This window comes from Pseudomonas sp. GLN_2, assembly GCF_043106005.1.
Lineage (GTDB): Bacteria > Pseudomonadota > Gammaproteobacteria > Pseudomonadales > Pseudomonadaceae > Aquipseudomonas > Aquipseudomonas alloputida.
Genome location: NZ_JBICMC010000084.1, coordinates 85,567 through 105,238, shown reverse-complemented (window position 1 = coordinate 105,238; position 19,672 = coordinate 85,567). Strand labels below are relative to the sequence as shown.

The 19,672-nt window shown below is 62.3% G+C and carries 15 protein-coding genes and 6 tRNA genes; 4 read left to right on the top strand and 17 right to left on the bottom strand.

Annotation, left to right across the window (positions count from 1 at the left end):
* Positions 1 to 624: 624 nt before the first annotated feature.
* From asd to leuC, 5 genes are all read right to left on the bottom strand, one after another.
* On the bottom strand, positions 625 to 1,737 hold the full coding sequence (asd, locus tag ACF8Q6_RS20635) for an aspartate-semialdehyde dehydrogenase (protein ID WP_003247195.1): 1,113 nt from the start codon (positions 1,735 to 1,737) through the stop codon (positions 625 to 627).
* Between the two features lie 63 nt (positions 1,738 to 1,800).
* A complete protein-coding gene (gene leuB, locus ACF8Q6_RS20630; protein ID WP_003247194.1) occupies positions 1,801 to 2,883 on the bottom strand; it encodes a 3-isopropylmalate dehydrogenase in 1,083 nt (360 codons plus the stop codon).
* A gap of 54 nt (positions 2,884 to 2,937) precedes the next feature.
* On the bottom strand, positions 2,938 to 3,702 hold the full coding sequence (locus ACF8Q6_RS20625) for a class I SAM-dependent methyltransferase (protein WP_014754047.1): 765 nt from the start codon (positions 3,700 to 3,702) through the stop codon (positions 2,938 to 2,940).
* Positions 3,703 to 3,820: 118 nt separating this feature from the next.
* A complete protein-coding gene (gene leuD, locus ACF8Q6_RS20620) occupies positions 3,821 to 4,465 on the bottom strand; it encodes a 3-isopropylmalate dehydratase small subunit (RefSeq protein ID WP_004576935.1) in 645 nt (214 codons plus the stop codon).
* Positions 4,462 to 5,895 (bottom strand): 3-isopropylmalate dehydratase large subunit, encoded by a 1,434-nt coding sequence (gene leuC / locus ACF8Q6_RS20615; protein ID WP_003247191.1) that lies wholly within the window; start codon positions 5,893 to 5,895, stop codon positions 4,462 to 4,464. The genes leuD and leuC overlap by 4 nt, the downstream gene beginning before the upstream one ends.
* Positions 5,896 to 6,026: 131 nt before the next feature.
* Here leuC and ACF8Q6_RS20610 point away from each other — a divergent pair, with 131 nt between their 5' ends.
* Both ACF8Q6_RS20610 and ACF8Q6_RS20605 read left to right on the top strand, forming a co-directional pair.
* On the top strand, positions 6,027 to 6,905 hold the full coding sequence (locus ACF8Q6_RS20610) for a LysR family transcriptional regulator (RefSeq protein ID WP_392491347.1): 879 nt from the start codon (positions 6,027 to 6,029) through the stop codon (positions 6,903 to 6,905).
* Positions 6,906 to 6,966: 61 nt separating this feature from the next.
* Positions 6,967 to 10,263, top strand: a complete 3,297-nt coding sequence (locus tag ACF8Q6_RS20605) for a PAS domain S-box protein (RefSeq protein ID WP_392491348.1) — start codon at positions 6,967 to 6,969, stop codon at positions 10,261 to 10,263.
* An 89-nt stretch (positions 10,264 to 10,352) separates the two neighbouring features.
* Here the strand turns inward: ACF8Q6_RS20605 and ACF8Q6_RS20600 are convergent, their stop codons facing one another.
* From ACF8Q6_RS20600 to gltX, 12 genes are all read right to left on the bottom strand, one after another.
* Complete coding sequence (locus ACF8Q6_RS20600; protein WP_019437397.1) at positions 10,353 to 10,796, bottom strand: Hsp20 family protein; 444 nt, start codon at positions 10,794 to 10,796, stop codon at positions 10,353 to 10,355.
* 332 nt (positions 10,797 to 11,128) lie between these two features.
* The gene (locus ACF8Q6_RS20595) at positions 11,129 to 12,100 is read right to left on the bottom strand and encodes a tRNA dihydrouridine synthase (protein ID WP_392491349.1); all 972 of its coding nucleotides are present in this window, start codon (positions 12,098 to 12,100) and stop codon (positions 11,129 to 11,131) included.
* A 51-nt stretch (positions 12,101 to 12,151) separates the two neighbouring features.
* Positions 12,152 to 12,586: a thioesterase family protein gene (locus ACF8Q6_RS20590; protein WP_003247186.1), complete on the bottom strand. Its 435-nt coding sequence runs from the start codon at positions 12,584 to 12,586 to the stop codon at positions 12,152 to 12,154.
* Positions 12,587 to 12,690: 104 nt separating this feature from the next.
* The gene (locus tag ACF8Q6_RS20585; RefSeq protein WP_392491350.1) at positions 12,691 to 13,569 is read right to left on the bottom strand and encodes an alpha/beta fold hydrolase; all 879 of its coding nucleotides are present in this window, start codon (positions 13,567 to 13,569) and stop codon (positions 12,691 to 12,693) included.
* Positions 13,570 to 13,584: 15 nt separating this feature from the next.
* Positions 13,585 to 14,124, bottom strand: a complete 540-nt coding sequence (locus ACF8Q6_RS20580; RefSeq protein WP_019752215.1) for a TetR/AcrR family transcriptional regulator — start codon at positions 14,122 to 14,124, stop codon at positions 13,585 to 13,587.
* Positions 14,125 to 14,294: 170 nt separating this feature from the next.
* Positions 14,295 to 14,370 (bottom strand) — tRNA-Glu (locus ACF8Q6_RS20575).
* A 42-nt stretch (positions 14,371 to 14,412) separates the two neighbouring features.
* Positions 14,413 to 14,488, bottom strand: a tRNA-Ala gene (locus ACF8Q6_RS20570).
* Between the two features lie 61 nt (positions 14,489 to 14,549).
* A tRNA-Glu gene (locus tag ACF8Q6_RS20565) sits at positions 14,550 to 14,625 on the bottom strand.
* A 42-nt stretch (positions 14,626 to 14,667) separates the two neighbouring features.
* Positions 14,668 to 14,743, bottom strand: a tRNA-Ala gene (locus ACF8Q6_RS20560).
* A gap of 51 nt (positions 14,744 to 14,794) precedes the next feature.
* Positions 14,795 to 14,870 (bottom strand) — tRNA-Glu (locus tag ACF8Q6_RS20555).
* Positions 14,871 to 14,942: 72 nt separating this feature from the next.
* Positions 14,943 to 15,018 (bottom strand) — tRNA-Ala (locus tag ACF8Q6_RS20550).
* A 345-nt stretch (positions 15,019 to 15,363) separates the two neighbouring features.
* A complete protein-coding gene (gene gltX / locus ACF8Q6_RS20545) occupies positions 15,364 to 16,845 on the bottom strand; it encodes a glutamate--tRNA ligase (protein ID WP_012053281.1) in 1,482 nt (493 codons plus the stop codon).
* A 143-nt stretch (positions 16,846 to 16,988) separates the two neighbouring features.
* On the opposite strand from gltX, the gene ACF8Q6_RS20540 reads away from it, so the two are divergent.
* A complete protein-coding gene (locus ACF8Q6_RS20540; RefSeq protein WP_392491279.1) occupies positions 16,989 to 18,044 on the top strand; it encodes an HlyD family secretion protein in 1,056 nt (351 codons plus the stop codon).
* A 49-nt stretch (positions 18,045 to 18,093) separates the two neighbouring features.
* A complete protein-coding gene (locus ACF8Q6_RS20535) occupies positions 18,094 to 19,584 on the top strand; it encodes an MDR family MFS transporter (RefSeq protein WP_172830958.1) in 1,491 nt (496 codons plus the stop codon).
* Positions 19,585 to 19,672: the final 88 nt, after the last annotated feature.

Genomic DNA, 19,672 nt, shown 5'->3' with positions numbered 1-19,672 from the left:
AAAAAGTGACTCGCCGTAAGGGCGAAAAGGTGAGTATGTGTCGCCATCGTGAATGGACTGTTCGCTGAGTCAAAACAGACGAATTTGCTTCTTGCTTCTTGCTTCTTGCTTCTTGCTTCTTGGATGTGGGCATTCACACCGAGTAGGTATTCATTCACGCAGGTGGCGCATAGTCACCTTTCCGCCCTTACGGCGGGTCCCTTTTTGTCGTGGCAAAAAGGAACCAAAAACCGTCGGCTCCCATCATCCGGCCCCTGCGCTACGCTCCGGGGTCCCCTCGCTCCGGGCTTGCTCCCGGGAGGACCGCGCTGCAGGCCCCATCCTGGGGCCCAGCGCTTGACGGGCATCCATGCCCGTCACCTCCCTCCGCAAGCCCTGCGCTCGGCCTCCTGAAGTCGCAATCTGCGTCGCCTGAACTACCGCGCACTTAGAAGCAAAAGCAACGGCAACGGCAACGGCAACGGCAACGGCAACGGCAACGACTCTGTCAGAGCAGACATTTCGCCATTAAACAGCGGCATGAATTATCCGGCGATTAGGCCCGCGACCCAAATGCATACCTTCAGGCATAAAAAAATACCGCACTGTTACCAGTGCGGTATTTTTCAGGTAAAGCCTGAACGATCAACGCTCCAGCAGAATCCGCAACATGCGGCGCAGCGGTTCGGCGGCGCCCCACAGCAGCTGGTCACCCACGGTGAACGCGCCCAGGTACTGCGAACCCATGTTCAGCTTGCGCAGGCGACCAACCGGGATGTTCAGGGTGCCGGTGACCTTGGTCGGGGTCAGCTCCTGCATGCTGATTTCACGCTGGTTCGGCACCAGCTTCACCCAAGGGTTGTGCTGGCTGATCATGCCTTCGATGTCGGCGATCGGCACGTCCTTGTTCAGCTTGATTGTCAGCGCCTGGCTGTGGCAGCGCATGGCGCCGATGCGCACGCAGATACCGTCGACCGGGATCGGGCTCTTGAAGCGACCGAGGATCTTGTTGGTTTCGGCCTGGGCCTTCCACTCTTCGCGGCTCTGACCGTTCGGCAGTTCCTTGTCGATCCACGGGATCAGGCTGCCCGCCAGCGGCACGCCGAAGTTCTCGGTCGGGAACGCTTCGCTGCGCATGGTCTCGGCAACCTTGCGGTCGATATCGAGGATGGCGCTGGCCGGGTTGGCCAGGTCATCGGCCACTGCCGCGTGGGTAGCACCCATCTGCTTGATCAGCTCGCGCATGTTCTGCGCACCGGCACCCGAAGCCGCCTGGTAGGTCATGGCGCTCATCCACTCGACCAGACCGGCCTCGAACAGGCCACCCAAGCCCATCAGCATCAGGCTGACAGTGCAGTTGCCACCGATGTAGTTCTTGGTACCGGCGTCCAGCTGCTGGTCGATGACCTTGCGGTTGACCGGGTCAAGGATGATCACCGCGTCATCCTGCATGCGCAGGGACGAAGCGGCGTCGATCCAGTAACCCTGCCAGCCGGCTTCACGCAGCTTGGGGAAGACCTCGTTGGTGTAGTCGCCGCCCTGGCAGGTCAGGATCACGTCGAGGGTCTTGAGTTCTTCAATCGAATAAGCGTCCTTGAGGGGCGCTGTATCCTTGCCCACGTTCGGACCCTGGCCACCAACATTGGAGGTAGTGAAGAACACCGGCTCGATAAGGTCGAAATCCTGCTCCTCCAGCATCCGCTGCATGAGCACGGAACCGACCATACCGCGCCAACCGATCAGACCTACACGTTTCATCGCAACTACACCTTTGCTAAAAGTGGGCCGCCACCGGGAATTTTGGGGGGCGGGCCAGAGAGATTACAGATTCCGCAGCGCTGCGACTACTGCGTCGCCCATTTCCTGCGTACCAACTTTGCGGCAGCCTTCCGAGAAGATGTCGCCGGTACGCAGCCCCTGGTCCAGAACCAGGCTCACGGCCTTCTCGATCGCCTCGGCGGCAGCCGACTGATTGAAGCTGTAACGCAACATCATCGACACCGACAGAATGGTCGCCAGTGGGTTGGCGATACCAAGGCCCGCGATGTCCGGTGCCGAGCCGTGGCAAGGCTCGTACATGCCTTTGTTGTCGGCATCCAGAGACGCCGAAGGCAGCATGCCGATGGAACCGGTCAACATGGAAGCTTCATCCGACAGAATGTCACCGAACATGTTGTCGGTCACCATCACGTCGAACTGTTTGGGTGCACGCACCAGCTGCATGGCAGCGTTGTCGACGTACATGTGGCTCAGTTCCACGTCCGGGTAGTCCTTGGCCACGTCTTCGACCACTTCACGCCACAGCTGGCTGGAGGCCAGAACGTTGGCCTTGTCCACCGAGCACAGCTTCTTGCCGCGCACACGGGCCATGTCGAAACCGACACGGGCAATGCGGCGCACTTCGCTTTCGCTGTACGGCAGGGTGTCGTAGGCCTGGCGTTCGCCACCTTCCAGCTCGCGCTGACCACGCGGGGCACCGAAGTAGATGCCGCCGGTCAGTTCACGGACGATGAGAATGTCCAGGCCCGACACGATTTCCGGCTTCAGCGACGAGGCATCGGCCAGTTGCGGGTAAAGGATGGCTGGGCGCAGGTTGGCGAACAGGCCCAGTTGCGAACGGATCTTCAGCAGGCCGCGCTCCGGGCGAATGTCTCGCTCGATCTTGTCCCACTTCGGCCCGCCAACAGCCCCCAGCAGCACCGCATCGGCCTTGCGCGCACGCTCCAGGGTTTCGTCGGCCAGCGGCACACCGTGCTTGTCGATGGCGGCGCCGCCGATCACATCGTGAGCCAGGCTGAAGCCGAGCTGGAACTTGTCGTTGGCCAGCTCCAGTACCTTGACCGCTTCGGCCATGATTTCCGGGCCGATACCGTCACCTGGGAGAATCAGAATCTGCTTGCTCATGCTTTCCTCTATCCATTCACGCGGTGCGGCCAAGCGGGCCCCACCGAAAAGTGCTTAACGCTCGGCCCACAACACCAGCACATCCGTGCTGAATGAGCCGTCGGCCTCGATCTGGTAATACTGCCGTACTTCTTCGCCCATGGCTTGCTGCAACTGGCGGATGGCCACGCGCATCGGCTCGGGGGTGCGCATGCGCTCAACCCAGGTGCTCCACTCCAGGCGCAACGGTTGGCGGGTGTGGCTGCGCACGTGCAGGCCGGCTTCGCTGACCTGGCGTTGCCACTCGGCGGCGGAGTAGTCGCGCACGTGGCTGGTGTCGCGCAACACTTCGACCGTTTGCAGGTAAGTGTCGAGCAGCGGGCTGCCCGGCGACATCACATCGATGAACGCCGCCACACCACCGGGCTTGAGCACCCGGCGCACCTCGCGCAGGGCCAGGCCCAGGTCGCTCCAGTGGTGGGCCGAATAACGGCTGAAGACAAAGTCGAACGAAGCATCGGCGAACGGCAGGCGTTCGGCAGCGCCGCGTTCGGTCGTGATATTGGCCAGGCCACGCTCGGCGGCGGCGCTGGCGACCACGTCGAGCATGGACTGCGAGAGGTCGTAGGCGACCACTTCGGCAACCAGCGGGGCGACGTGGAAGCTGACATGACCGGCACCGCAGCCCAGGTCCAGCACGCGGGCATGGGCCTGCCCTGCCAGCTCAGCCTGCAGCAGGGCGAATTCACTGCCTTGGGCGTGCACGGCACTGCTGAGGTAGGCGCTGGCCTGCTCGCCGAACTGGCGTTGGACCACATCGATGTGCTGGGTGCTGGTCATGTCTCGTTCCTTTAGATTTTTGTTGCCTGTGCCGGCCTCTTCGCGGGTAAACCCGCGCCTACAACGACCGCGTAACTGTCTGTAGGATCGAAGAGGCCCGCACTGTCACCTACGAACTTCAGGCATCACGGAACAGCCAAGGCTGGCTGGCGCGGTGCTTGCTTTCGAAGGCCTTGATCGCGTCGCTGTCCTGCAGGGTCAGGCCGATATCGTCCAGACCGTTGAGCAGGCAGTGCTTGCGGAACGCATCGATTTCGAAGTGCAGCACCTTGCCATCCGGGCGGGTCACCGCCTGCGCCTGCAGGTCGATGGTCAGCTGGTAGCCCGGGTTGGCTTCGACCTGCTTGAACAGCTCGTCGACTTCCTCATCGCTCAGAATGATCGGCAGCAAGCCGTTCTTGAAGCTGTTGTTGAAGAAGATGTCGGCAAAGCTTGGCGCAATGATGCTGCGGAAGCCGTACTCGTCCAGCGCCCAAGGGGCATGTTCACGGCTGGAGCCGCAACCAAAGTTCTCCCGCGCCAGCAACACGCTGGCGCCCTGGTAGCGCGCGTGGTTGAGCACGAACTCTTCGTTGACCGGGCGCTTGCTGTTGTCCTGGTAGGGCTGACCCACGTCCAGGTAACGCCACTCGTCGAACAGGTTCGGGCCGAAGCCGGTGCGCTTGATCGACTTCAAGAACTGCTTTGGGATGATCTGGTCGGTGTCGACGTTGGCACGGTCCAACGGTGCGACGAGGCCAGTGTGCTGGGTAAAGGCTTTCATGCTGCGCTCCCTTGGATCAACTCGCGGACATCGATGAAGTGGCCGGCTACCGCGGCAGCGGCGGCCATGGCCGGACTGACCAGGTGGGTACGGCCACCGGCGCCCTGACGGCCTTCGAAGTTGCGGTTGGAGGTGGACGCGCAATGCTCGCCGCTTTCCAGGCGGTCCGGGTTCATCGCCAGGCACATCGAGCAGCCTGGTTCACGCCATTCGAAACCGGCTTCGAGGAAGATCTTGTCCAGGCCTTCACGCTCGGCCTGGGCCTTGACCAGACCCGAACCCGGCACGACGATGGCTTGCTTGACGCTGGCGGCCACCTTGCGACCCTTGGCGATTTCCGCCGCAGCGCGCAGGTCCTCGATTCGCGAGTTGGTGCACGAGCCGATGAACACACGGTCCAGCTTGATGTCGGTGATCGCCTGGTTGGCGGTCAGCCCCATGTACTTCAAGGCACGCTCGATCGAACCACGCTTGACCAGGTCGGCTTCGGCCGCCGGATCCGGTACGCGCTGGTCGACGGCCAGAACCATCTCGGGCGAAGTGCCCCAGCTGACCTGTGGCTTGATCTGGCTGGCATCCAGCTCGACCACGGTGTCGAATACGGCATCGTCATCCGACACCAGGTCTTTCCACGATTCGACCGCTTGCTTCCACTGCTCGCCCTTCGGCGCGTACGGGCGCCCTTCGACGTAGGCAACGGTAGTGGCATCGGTTGCCACCAAGCCAACGCGGGCACCGGCTTCGATGGACATGTTGCAGATGGTCATGCGGCCTTCCATCGACAATTCGCGAATGGCACTGCCAGCGAATTCCATGGCGTGACCGTTGCCACCGGCAGTGCCGATCTTGCCGATCACGGCCAGGACGATATCCTTGGCGGTGACGCCGGCCGGCAATTGGCCTTCCACGCGCACCAGCATGTTCTTCATCTTCTTGGCGACCAGGCACTGGGTGGCGAGCACGTGCTCGACCTCGGAGGTGCCGATGCCGTGGGCCAGGGCACCGAAAGCGCCGTGGGTGGAGGTGTGCGAGTCACCGCAGACCACGGTCATGCCCGGCAAGGTGGCGCCCTGCTCCGGGCTGATGACGTGGACGATGCCCTGGCGCTCGTCATTCATCTTGAATTCGACGATGCCGTATTCGTCACAGTTCTCGTCGAGGGTCTGCACCTGCAGGCGCGAAACCTGGTCGACGATCGCCTCGATACCGCCCTTGCGCTCTGGCGTGGTCGGCACGTTGTGGTCCGGCGTGGCGATGTTGGCGTCGATACGCCACGGTTTGCGGTTGGCCAGGCGCAGGCCTTCGAAGGCCTGGGGCGACGTCACTTCGTGGATGATGTGGCGGTCGATGTAGATCAAGGATGAGCCGTCATCACGGCGCTTGACCTCATGGGCTTCCCAGAGTTTGTCGTAGAGCGTTTTGCCAGCCATCAGACTGTTCCTCATCAGCGTCTTTCTATGCCAAAGACCCCTTGGCTTGTACGGACGATGCTAGGGGGTTAGATTGAATAACTCAAATTCATAATTTTTATGCTTTGGATAACCCAAAGGAATACAACACCATGGACCTGGCCAACCTCAGTGCCTTCATCGCCATTGCCGAAACCGGCAGCTTTTCCGGCGCAGCCGAACGCCTGTTCCTGACCCAGCCGGCCATCAGCAAACGCATCGCCGGCCTGGAGCAGCAACTGGACGTGCGCCTGTTCGACCGCCTGGGCCGCGAGGTAACCCTGACTGAAGCCGGGCGCGCACTGCTGCCGCGGGCCTACCAGATCCTCAACGTCCTGGATGATACCCGACGGGCGCTGACCAATCTGACCGGGACCGTGAGCGGTCGCCTGACCCTGGCCACCAGCCACCACATCGGCCTGCACCGCCTGCCCCCGTTGCTACGGATTTTCACCCGCCAGTACCCCGCAGTGGCACTGGATATTCAATTCATGGATTCGGAACAGGCCTACGACGAGATTTTGCATGGCCGCGCCGAAATCGCCGTGATCACCCTGGCGCCCGAGCCACACCACTTGGTCAAGGCCGTGCCGGTGTGGGATGACGCCCTGGACTTTGTCGCCGCCCCCGAGCACCCGCTGGCCAACAACCAGGCGGTCAGCCTGGCTGACGTCGCCCGCCACCCGGCGGTATTTCCCGGCGGCAATACCTTTACCCACCATATTGTCCAGCGTCTGTTCGAAAGCCAGGGGCTGACGCCGAACATCGCCATGAGCACCAACTACCTGGAAACTATCAAGATGATGGTATCGATCGGCCTGGCCTGGAGCGTGCTGCCACGCACCATGCTCGACGAACAGGTTTCACCCATCGCTTTGCCCGGCATACAGCTGTCGCGCCAGCTAGGCTACATTCTGCACACGGAGCGTACGCTATCGAATGCGGCCAGGGCATTCATGGCCCTGCTCGACAGTCACTCAGGGCCCGCATGACTGGCTGTCAGCCAGCTATTCCGATTCCAAGGACACGTCATACGCCAAAGGTCTGGTACCGATGCCCAAATCAGCAAACCGCTTTTTGCGCCTGCCGCGCATACCTGCAGCTGATCCCCAGGAGTCCGAGCAGGCCTGGCAGAACGCCCCGCAACTGCTGGCAGCGCTCAACGGTGCGCGCCTGGGTGCCTGGCTGTGGGATATCGAAAGCGGCAGGGTCAGTTGGTCGCGGGGCACCCAGGCCCTGTTCGGTTTCGATCCACAACGGCCACTGCCCGCCGATATCGATTACCTCGACCTGCTGCCCGAGGAGGACCGCGCCCGCACGCGCCAGGTGTTCCAGGCGGTGGTCAATGGCGAGCCGGTGGAGCAAGCCATGCGCCACCGTATCCGCTGGCCGGACGGCAGCCTGCACTGGCTGGAGATCAACGGCAGCCTGACCCACGACCCGCACGGCCGACCGCAGATGATCGGTGTGATCCGCGAGATCACCCGCCAGCGCGAACGGGAAACAGCACTGATCAATTCGGAAAAGCGCTTCGCCACGCTGTTCCACCTGAGCCCCAACGCCATTTTGCTGACCCGTCGCCACGATGGCATGATCTTCGAGGTCAACCAGCACTTCGAAAACATGTTCGGCTGGCCCGGCAGTCAGGTGATCGGCAAGACCAGCCTGGAACTGGGCCTGTGGGTCAACCCCGAACAGCGCCACCAGATCATCGAGTCGACCCGCGCCAACGGCGGCCCGTTGATCATGGAGGTGCAATTTCGCGCGACCAGCGGCAAGGTACATGACGGCATCCTGTGCACCCAGGGCATCGAGCTGGAAGGCGTGACCTTCCTGATCAGTACATTCGTCGACACCACCGAACGCAAGCGTGCCGAGCAGGCCCTGAAGGACAGCCAGGAGCGGCTGGACCTGGCCCTGGACTCGGCGCAACTGGGCACCTGGGACTGGCACATCCCAAGCGGCATGCTCTACGGCTCGGCCCGCGCGGCGCAGCTGCATGGCTTGCCGCCCATCCCTTTTCATGAATCGTTCGATGCGTTCTTCGAAGGGGTGCCGGAGCAAGAGCGCAACTCGATGCGACAGGCCTACCGCAGCCTGCGCGAAGGGCCTGCCGGCAACTATCAGATCACCTACCGGGTGCAGTTGGAAAACGGCACTTCACGCTACATCGAAAGCCGCGCGCGGCTGTACCGCGACGACCAGGGCATCCCCCTGCGCATGGCGGGCACCTTGCTCGACATCACCGATCAGGTGGAGCGCGAACAGCGCCTGAGCGCCTCGGAAGAGAAGTTTGCCAGCCTGTTCCAGGTCAGCCCCGACCCGATCTGCGTCACCCGCCAGGACACTGGCCAGTTCATCGAGATCAATCCGGCGTTCACCCAGACCTTCGGCTGGAGCAGCGAGCAGGTGCTTGGGCGTACCGCAGAGCAAATCGGCCTGTGGGCCGAGTCCGTCGAGCGCGCCAAACGTATCGAGCAGGTGATCCGCGAACAGGCCTTGAGCAACGTCGCCGTGGTACTCAACCACCGCAATGGCGCCCCGATGACCTGTGTGATTTCCAGCCGCCTGATCACCGTCGACGACCAGCCCTGCAGCGTGACCACCCTGCGCGACATCACCCAGCAACAACGCGCCGAAGCAGCGCTGAAGTCCAGCGAGGAGAAGTTCGCCAAGGCCTTCCACTCCAGCCCCGACGCCATCACCATCACCGAACGCCACAGCGGCCGTTACCTGGAAATCAACGACGGCTTCTGCCGCCTGACCGGCTACAGCACTGCCGAAGTGATCGGCCACACGGTATATGAGATCGGCATCTGGGCCGACGACAAGCAGCGCAGCGCGCTGCTGGCCGAATTGCACGAGCGCGGCCGGGTACACCACCGCGAGATGCTCGGGCGCAACAAGCGTGGCGATATCCTCACGGTCGAGGTTTCGGTGGAACCGATCACCCTCAACGAAGTGGATTGCCTGCTGCTGACCGCCCGCGATGTCAGCCAGCTGAAGAACGCCCAGGCGCAGATACGCCACCTGGCCTATCACGACCCGTTGACCAACCTGCCCAACCGCGCCTTGCTGATGGACCGCCTGAGCCAGCAGATCGCCCTGCTCAAGCGCCATAACCTGCGTGGCGCCCTGCTGTTCCTCGACCTCGACCACTTCAAGCACATCAACGACTCGCTGGGCCACCCGGTGGGCGACACCGTGCTGAAGATCATCACCGCCCGCCTTGAGGCCAGCGTGCGCCTGGAGGACACCGTGGCGCGCCTGGGGGGCGACGAATTCGTGGTGCTGCTCAGCGGCCTGGAAGGTAGCCGCGAACACGTGGAAGAGAAAGTGCGCGAGCTGGCCGACACCCTGCGCGAACTGCTGGCCGAGCCAATGTCACTGGATGGCCAGCGCCTGCAGGTAACGCCCAGCATCGGCGTGGCGCTGATCCCCGACCACGGCACCACACCGGCCGACCTGCTCAAGCGTGCCGATATCGCCCTGTACCGGGCCAAGGACTCCGGTCGCAACACCACACAGCTGTTCCACACCACCATGCAGAAGGCCGCCAGCGAGCGCCTGCGCATGGAAAACGACCTGCGCCTGGCCCTGGCCCGTGGCGAACTGGCGCTGCACTTCCAGCCGCAGGTGGATGCCCGCGACAACCGCATCGTCGGTGCTGAAGTACTGCTGCGCTGGCACCACCCGCTACTGGGCCAGCAACCGCCCTCGCAGTTCATTCAGGTACTGGAAGAAAGCGGCCTGATTCTTGAAGTTGGCAGCTGGATTCTCGACGAAGCCTGCGACGCCTGCGCCCGCATGCTCACCGACGGGTTGATCGACGCTGATGATTTCAGCCTGTGCGTGAACATAAGCCCGCGACAGTTCCGCCAGAACGACTTTGTCGGGCGGGTGCTGCGCAGCCTGGACGATTACCGCCTGCCGCGGCAGATGCTGACGCTGGAAATCACGGAAGGCATCGTCATCCAGAACCTGGAAGACACCATCAGCAAGATGCGCGAGCTGAAGCGCTACGGGGTGAGTTTTGCCATGGATGACTTCGGCACCGGCTATTCCTCGCTGACTTACCTGAAGCGCCTGCCGGTCGATGCGCTGAAGATCGACCAGAGCTTCGTGCGCGATGCACCGGTCGACCCCAACGACGCAGAAATTGTCCGCGCCATTGTCGCCATGGCGCGCAGCCTGGACCTGGCGGTGATTGCCGAAGGGGTAGAGCTGACCGAACAGCTGGCGTTTCTCGAGCGGCTGGGGTGCCATCTGTACCAGGGTTATCTGCACAGCCGGCCATTGCCGTTGCTGGAATTTCGGCAGATGTTGCTGGAGGCGCCGGCAGATTACTGATCGCATGACGGCCGCGCGCCTGCACGGGACCGCGTGAGAAGCACGAAAAAGGGCACCTCTGGAGGTGCCCTTTTTTCAGTGCTGCGCGATCAGTTCAGCGCTGGTTTTTCGCCATTGATCGGAATGCGCTTGGCCTTGGCTTCTTCAGGCACGATGCGCAGCAGGTCGATGCTGAGCAGGCCATTGGCCAGGCCGGCAGCCTTCACTTCGATGTGATCTGCCAGGCGGAACGACAGCTTGAAGGCGCGTTGTGCGATACCCTGGTGCAGGTAGGTCACTTCAGCGGCGCTATTGTCGCGCTTGCCACCGGTCACGGTCAGGACACCTTTTTCGACCTGCAGGTCGAGGTCCTCTTCCTGGAAACCGGCTGCAGCAACCACGATGCGGTAGTGGTCATCGCCATGCTTTTCCACGTTATAGGGCGGGTAGCTGCTACCGGCCTCGTTACGTGCCGCGGATTCGAACAGGTCGTTGAAACGGTCGAAACCAACGGAATGACGGAACAGTGGAGCAAGAGAGAAAGCAGTAGTCATGGTCATAAACTCCTGAGATTCAGCAAGTAAGTCATTACGCGACCCGGCTTCGGCATCGCGTACTCAAAAGATATGGCCGAGGGAAACGCTTTCAAGGGGCAAACAGAAAAAATTTGATTTTTGCACAGGGCCTGATGGCCTATTTGCCGGTAAATCCGCCCCTACGACGACCTGCGCCGAACCACCGATGCGAGTGTGTGTGTAGGAGCGGGTTTACCCGCGAATACGGTGGTGGCGGCAACGGTGATCGGCGGGTGGTAATTGGCCAGCAGGCCCGACCCTTTCGCGGGTGACCCCGCGCCTACAGGTGCCGTACCCGCGGAGAGGCCTGCTCAGGCGACGCAAGCCTCCAACGCTTGCGCCTCAACCCCCAGCAACCGGCTGATCCGCGCGCAGTCATCTTCCCGGCGCAACTCGGCAAACAACACCACCGCTTCGGGGTAACTGCGAGTCAGCATCGCCAGCCACTGCTTCATCCGCCCCGGCGCATAACGCGGCGACAATTTGGCCTGGGCCTGGCGCCAGAACTCACGCAACAGTGGCAACAAGTCATGCCAGCTCATCGGCTGATAGTCGCGCCCGTCCCGCGCCGCTGCAATCTGCAGGCCCAGGTCCGGGCGCGATACCAGCCCACGCCCGAGCATGATGTCTTCAGCGCCACTGACCTGGCGGCAACGCCGCCAGTCATCGACCGTCCAGATCTCGCCATTGGCGAATACCGGGACCTTGACCACATCCTGCACCCGCGCCACCCACTCCCAGTGCGCTGGCGGCTTGTAGCCCTCAACCTTGGTCCGCGCATGCACCACCAGGTGTGCCGAACCGCCCTCGGCCAGCGCCGTGGCGCACTCCAGTGCCCCATCGGGGCTGTCGAAGCCCAGACGCATCTTCGAGGTCACCGGAATGTTCGCCGGCACCGCACGCCGCACTTCACGGACAATGGCGTGCAGCAACTCCGGCTCTTTGAGCAGTACCGCACCACCGCGCGACTTGTTCACCGTTTTTGCCGGGCAACCGAAGTTCAGGTCGATCACCGGCGCCCCAAGCTCGCAAGCCAGTGCGGCGTTTTCCGCCAGGCATACCGGGTCCGAACCCAGCAATTGCACGCGCATGGGCACACCGGCAGCCGTGCGCGCGCCCTGGCGCAGTTCAGGCGCCAGCTTGTCGAACGAGGACGCCGGCAGCAGGCGATCGCACACGCGAATGAACTCGGTGACGCACCAGTCGATACCGCCCACACGGGTCAATACGTCGCGCAGGATGTTGTCGACCAGCCCCTCCATCGGGGCCAGGGCAATTTGCATGTCGGGGTCTCAGCGGAAAAAGCCGGCAGTTTAACAAAAAATGCCGGCGACTCAGGCGCCGATCAGCGCCGGACCGTAACCTTCGACGAATTCCGCCGGCATGCGCCTGGGCTTGCCGCTGGACAGCTCGATGCAGGCAAAGGTGGTTTGCGCGCGCAGCAGCGTCACACCATCGCGCGGGCGCTTGAGCTGAAACCGCCGCGTCATGCGCAGGCGCTGGTCCCAGTCAATGATCCAGGTGGCCAGCTGCAGTTCATCGTCTTCATAGGCGGCGGCCAGGTAGTCGATTTCGTGGCGCACCACAGCCATCGCCCGGTCAAGGCGCCGGTACTCGGCCAGGTCCAGCCCCAGACGCTGGGAGTGGCGCCAGGCGCAGCGCTCAAGCCAGGTGACGTAGACGGCATTGTTGGCGTGGCCAAGGCCGTCGATGTCCTCGCTGCCGACGCGCAGGTCGATGACGAAGGGTGTTGCCAGGTCCCAGCTCATTTTCGCTTCCTTGGCGCAAAAGGCGATTTAGCAGCGATCTGCGGGGCAATGTCCAGCCCCTGCGAGCCTGAGGCGGTCGTTATGGGGGCGGGCTTGCCCGCGAATCAGACACCGCGGTGGACAGTACCGGCGAGGCCGATGTTCGCGGCTGAAGCCGCCCCGACACTGACCGCTTCAGCCCGAGCCAGCAATTCGAGCACGGCTTCACTCAGCCGCGGGTCGGCCAGCACCCGCTGATGCCCACCCTCTTCCAGCAGCATCAGCCGGCTGTCGAACCAGGTCTTGTGGATCACATGTGCCTCATCTGCGGGCACAAGAGCATCATCGGCAGCATGCACCACCAGCCCCGGCAGTTCCAGCTGGTAACCCGTGACATCCAGCCGCGCAATCTGCATGCCCACATCGCGCTCGATCTGGCGAATGAACGCTGCCCGTGCCCGGGCTGGCAGCCCCAGGCGATGGGCAAAACCACGCAACACACCGAGCAACCGCGCCGGCGCTGCAATGCTGACAGCCGCCTCTGTACGCAGCCCCATCTGCAAAGCCAGCAGCACGCTTGCCCCACCCATGGAATGGCCAATGACTGCACGCAAGGGCGGCAACTCAGCCGCAGCCTCAAGCAGCGCCCGGGCAAACAGCACCACATTCGCTTGCTCGCCAGGCGAACGACCATGCCCAGGCCCTTCCAGCGACACCACCGTATGCCCTGCCTGAACCAAGGTCTCGATCAAGGCGGCAAATTGCGTCGGGCGCCCTTCCCAACCGTGCATCAGCAGCACGGTCGGCCCTTGACCCCAGCGCAAGGCAGACAGACCGAAGCGCAGTGTAATGCGCTCGGCGCTGGCCAGCACGGGCAGCTCCCAATCCCGCGGCGGCAGGTTGCGCGGGGTCATGAAGGCACGGCGCATCTTGCCCGCGACATGCTCGGGGGCCAGGCGGCCCAAGGTGCCATTGACACCGCGAATCCAGCTCAGGGTGGTCATCGCCATGCTCCAGGGTTAAAGCACCGCCGACTTGGCGGCGCGCAAAATACGATCAGACAGGTCACTGGCCCCCAAGGCGCGGGCCAGCGCCAGCCCCCCCACCATCAGGGCCAGGTCGGCCAATGCTTTGTCGGCATCCTCAGGGCGGTCGACCATCGCGGCAGTCATCAACTCGATGTGCTCGGCCAGCACCTCGCGGAAGACCTCCGGCAGGCGCTGCATTTCGCCCAACGCGTTAGGCAGCGGGCAAGCATGTACTTCGCAGTCCCGGTGCTTGCGCGAGAGGTAGAAGGCCCCGGCCAGCGCTCGCCGCCCGGCGCCATCGAGATTGGGGTCGACCTGGGCGAGCAAGGCACGGCGCTCACCCAACAACTGGCGGAACGCCTCGAGCATCAGCTCATCCTTGCTGTCGAAGTGCGCATAGAAGCCCCCGACGGTCAGGCCTGCCGCACCCATCACCTGGCTGACGCTGGGCTCAGCCGGGCCGTGCTGGATCAGCGCACTGCGCGCAGCTTCCAGAATGCGTTCGCGGGTTTTGCTCTTCTTGTCGCTCATCTGGCACACACCACACAAAATATGATGATCGAAATATTATTCTCATCATATTTTTTGGCAAGCAAAATGTGCGGCCGTTTGTCGGGGGCAAATTATTGAGAAGGGAAAAAACAAAAGGCCCATTCAATAAGCGAATGAGCCTTTAAAGTCCCGCAAAACGCGGGTAAACGTGGCGTCCCCTAGGGGACTCGAACCCCTGTTACCGCCGTGAAAGGGCGGTGTCCTAGGCCACTAGACGAAGGGGACGTAACCTTCGCGAAGATCCACTTGCGTGAACCCTGGCAGAAATGGTGGAGCTAAGCGGGATCGAACCGCTGACCTCCTGCATGCCATGCAGGCGCTCTCCCAGCTGAGCTATAGCCCCGAAACAAAAGGCTCATCAATAATCGACGAGCCTTTTAAAGCCCTGCAAAACGCAGGAAAAGTGGCGTCCCCTAGGGGACTCGAACCCCTGTTACCGCCGTGAAAGGGCGGTGTCCTAGGCCACTAGACGAAGGGGACGTAACCTTCGTGCCGATCCGCTAACGCGAACCGCGGCAAAATTGGTGGAGCTAAGCGGGATCGAACCGCTGACCTCCTGCATGCCATGCAGGCGCTCTCCCAGCTGAGCTATAGCCCCGGATTTCTAGCCTCGCGGCCCAGCGACATAACAACATCGCTTGTGTAAAACTGGCGTCCCCTAGGGGACTCGAACCCCTGTTACCGCCGTGAAAGGGCGGTGTCCTAGGCCACTAGACGAAGGGGACGAACCTTCTTACCTTCAAGACCTGGTTGCTGGACCCGGTCTTGCTTATCAGCCTTGGCTGCTAAGCGGAATTTGGTGGAGCTAAGCGGGATCGAACCGCTGACCTCCTGCATGCCATGCAGGCGCTCTCCCAGCTGAGCTATAGCCCCACAATGTCGCTTTGAACTGAACCGCTGGCTGGGCGCCTGGCGTTTCGTTTTCGTTCATCGCTGTGGACGGGGCGCATATTAAGTTCGGATTGCAGGGCTGTCAAACTAATTTTCAAAAATATCCAAAAATTTTTTCACAGATAACAATCACTTACCGCCCTGCTCCACTCAATCCGGCTACTTGGTGCTCAGGGAAATGCCTGTGGGAGCGGCCTTGTGTCGCGAAAGGGCCGCAAAGCGGCCCCGACGGATTTGCGTCGAGTCAAAGATTGTGGAGCCGCGTTGCAGTCCTTTCGCGACACAAGGCCGCTCCCACAGTGCTCAACAGCGGTGTTCGGGAAACGGTCAGCCGATGGAGGCCAACAGCTTTTCCCACTCTTTGTTTTCTTTCTTCGACACTCCACCCAACAGGTCCAGGGCCTGGCGCAGGCGGTAGCGCGTCAGGTCGGGGCCGAGGATTTCCATGGCGTCCAGCACCGAAACCGAGCTGGCCTGGCCCGTGATAGCGGCGAACATCAGCGGCATGGCGTCACGCAGCTTCAGCTCCAGCGCTTCGACCACGGCCTGGATGCAACCGGTGATGCGCTCTTTTTCCCACTGACGCAGGCTTTCAAGCTTCCACAGGATCAACTGGATCACCTGGCGCACCTGGTCGGCCGACAGTTTCTTGCTTTCGAACAGCTTGGCGTCCAGCTTAAGCGCGCCTTCGAAGAAGAACCCGCCCAAAGGGGCAACCTGGCTGAAGGTTTCGACCCTGCCCTGCACATGCGGGGCAATCTTCATCATGTAGTCGCTGTTGAATGCCCATTTCTGCAGGCGTGCGGCGAATTCCTCTACCGGCAGCTCGCGCAGCCACTGGCCGTTGAGCCAGGACAGCTTCTCGATGTCAAAGATCGGGCCGCCCAGCGAGATACGCGACAGGTCGAAGTGCTCGACCATTTCGGCCAGCGAGAACTTCTCGCGCTCGTCAGGCATCGACCAGCCCATGCGGCCAAGGTAGTTGAGCATCGCTTCAGGCATGAAGCCCATGCGCTCGTAGAAGGTGACCGAGGTCGGGTTCTTGCGCTTGGACAGTTTGGATTTGTCCGGGTTGCGCAGCAGCGGCATGTAGCACAGCTTGGGCTGCTCCCAGCCGAAGTACTCGTACAGCTTGATGAGTTTGGGCGCCGATGGCAGCCACTCTTCACCACGCAGCACGTGGGTGATGCCCATCAGGTGGTCGTCGACCACGTTGGCCAGGAAGTACGTCGGCAGGCCGTCGTTCTTCATCAGTACCTGCATGTCCATGCGGTCCCACGGGATCTCGACATCGCCGCGCAGCATGTCCGGCACCACGCAGATACCCTCGCTCGGCACTTTCATGCGGATCACGTGCGGCTCGCCAGCGTCCAGGCGGCGCTGCACTTCTTCGGCGCTCAGCAGCAATGCACGGCCATCGTAACGCGGGGTTTCGCCGCGAGCCTGCTGCTCGGCACGCATCTGCTCCAGCTCTTCGGCAGTGCAGAAGCAGTAGAAGGCGTGGCCGGCGTCTACCAGTTCCTTAGCGTATTTGGCGTAGATTTCGCCACGCTCGCTCTGCCGGTAAGGGCCGTGCGGGCCGCCGACATCCGGGCCTTCGTTCCATTCGATGCCAAGCCAGCGCAGGGCGTCGAAGATCTGTTGCTCCGACTCACGCGTGGAGCGCAGCTGATCGGTGTCTTCGATGCGCAGGATGAACTCACCGCCGTGCTGCTTGGCGAAGCAGTAGTTGAACAGGGCGATGTAGGCAGTGCCGACATGGGGGTCGCCGGTAGGCGATGGCGCAATACGCGTGCGTACGGTGGTCATGGAGAGTCTCGAACGAAAGATGAAACAAAGGCGGGATGTTAGCAGGAGGCGGGCACCGGGCTCCAGCAATGGCGCGAACGTCACTTGTCGACAGGCCCTGTGCCGCTGTTAAATTTGTTTACATTTCTGGAACGATAGTCCCCATGCCTGCCCAACTCAAACGCCGCCTGACGCTCTTCTTCGCCCTGGTGGCCATCATCGCCCTCGCCTTCCTGGGCCACTGGTACTTCAAGGGCCGCTTCTACGAGAGCACCGACAACGCTTACGTGCAGGGTGAGATCACCCGTATCTCCAGCCAGCTTGGCGCCCGTATCGAAACGGTGCCGGTCGAGGACAACCAGCACGTCAGCAAGGGCGACCTGCTGGTGCGTCTGGAAGCCGCCGACTTCGAGCTGGCGGTCGAACGCGCCCGTGCCGCCCTGGCCACCCGCGAAGCCGAGTACGCACAAGCGCAAAGCCGCCTCACCCAACAAGGCAGCCTGATTGCCGCCGGCCAGGCCCAGTTGGCGGCCACCCAGGCCACGTTCGACCGTTCACGGCTGGACCTGAGCCGTGCCGAGAAGCTGCGCAAGCCGGGTTTTGTCTCTGAGGAGCGGGTCACTACCCTGTCGGCGGACAGCCATGTCGCCGGCTCCCAGGTCGACAAGGCCCGCGCCGACCTGCAAAGCCAGCGCCAGCAGGTCACCGCCCTGAACGCCGAACTCAAGCGCCTCGATGCGCAAATCGCCAATGCCCGCACCGACCTGGCCCAGGCCGAACTGAACCTGACCCGCTGCGAAATCCATGCCCCGATCAGCGGCACCATCGGCCAGCGCAATGCGCGCAATGGCCAGGTGGTGCAGGCCGGCGCCTACCTGCTGTCGATCGTGCCGGATGAAGACATCTGGGTGCAGGCCAACTTCAAGGAAACCCAGATCGGCCGCATGCACCCCGGCCAGCGCGCGGAGCTGTTGTTCGACAGCTACCCCGAAACACCGATCGAAGGCCGGGTGGACAGCCTGTTCGCCGCGTCCGGTGCGCAGTTCAGCCTGCTGCCACCGGACAACGCCACCGGCAACTTCACCAAAGTTGTGCAGCGCATCCCGATAAAGCTCACGTTCAGCGCCGACAACCCGTTGCACGGGCGTATTCGCCCCGGCATGTCGGTGACCGCCACCGTCGACCTGCGCAGCGCAGACGAAGGCCACAATGGCCGGTGACCAACTGCTGCGCCCCACGGCGGAGCCAACCCGACGCGACTGGATCGCGGTGATGAGCGTGATGCTCGGTGCCTTCATGGCAGTGCTGGATATCCAGATCACCAATTCCTCGTTGAAGGACATCCAGGGCGCTCTGTCGGCGACCCTGGAAGAAGGCTCATGGATTTCAACCTCCTACCTGGTGGCGGAAATCATCATGATCCCGCTAACGGCCTGGCTGGTGCAGCTGCTGTCGGCGCGGCGCCTGGCGGTGTGGGTATCCAGCGGTTTTCTGCTGTCGTCGCTGCTGTGCTCGATGGCCTGGAACCTGGAGAGCATGATCCTGTTTCGCGCCTTGCAGGGTTTCACCGGTGGCGCGCTGATCCCGCTGGCCTTCACCCTGACGCTGATCAAGCTGCCCGAGCACCACCGCGCCAAAGGCATGGCGATGTTCGCCATGACCGCCACTTTTGCCCCCTCCATCGGCCCCACCCTGGGCGGCTGGCTGACCGAGAACTGGGGCTGGGAATACATCTTCTACATCAATATCCCACCGGGCCTGCTAATGATCGCCGGCTTGTTATACGGGCTTGAGAAGAAGGAGGCGCACTGGGAGCTGCTGAAAAGTACCGATTACGCCGGCATCGTCACGCTCGGCCTTGGGTTGGGCTGCCTGCAGGTGTTTCTCGAGGAAGGCCATCGCAAGGACTGGCTGGAGTCGCACCTGATCGTCGGCCTGGGCAGCGTTGCCCTGGTCAGCCTGATCACCTTCGTCATCCTGCAGTTTTCCAAGCCGCACCCACTGATCAACCTGCGCATCCTCGGCAACCGCAACTTTGGCCTGTCGAGCATCGCCAGCCTGGGCATGGGCGTGGGCCTGTACGGGTCGATCTATCTGCTACCGCTGTACCTGGCGCAGGTACAGGGTTACAACGCCTTGCAGATTGGCGAGGTGATCATGTGGATGGGTATTCCGCAGCTGTTCCTGATCCCGCTGGTGCCGCAACTGATGAAGGTGATATCGCCCAAGGTACTATGCGCGCTGGGGTTTTGCCTGTTCGGCGCTGCCAGTTTCGGTTCGGGGGTGCTCAACCCGGACTTTGCCGGGCCGCAGTTCAACCATATCCAGATCATCCGCGCCCTGGGTCAACCGATGATCATGGTGACCATCTCGCTGATTGCCACCGCGTATATCCAACAACAGGATGCAGGGTCCGCGTCGAGCCTGTTCAATATTCTGCGTAACCTCGGTGGCGCGATTGGTATTGCCTTGCTGGCCACCCTGCTGGATGCGCGCACCAAGGTGTACTTCGACTACCTGCGCGAATCGGTGGTGCCGAGCAACCCGCAGGTGGCTGAGCGGCTGGCGCAATTGGCGGAGCGCTTGGGCAATGACAATGCGGCGCTGGGCAAACTTAGCGAGATTACCCACCAGCAGGCACTGATCATGGCTTACAACGATGCCTTCCACTTTGTCGGGATCGGGTTGGCGGTGAGCATGGTGGCGGTGTTGCTGACCCGCAAGTTGCCGGAGGGGTTGAAGGCTGGGGAAGCCCATTGAGGCTATTACAGATCAGATGCGGTCCCTGTGGGAGCGAGCATGCCCGCGAACACCGGCGCAGCCGGTGCCAGCCACCGCGTTGAATTCT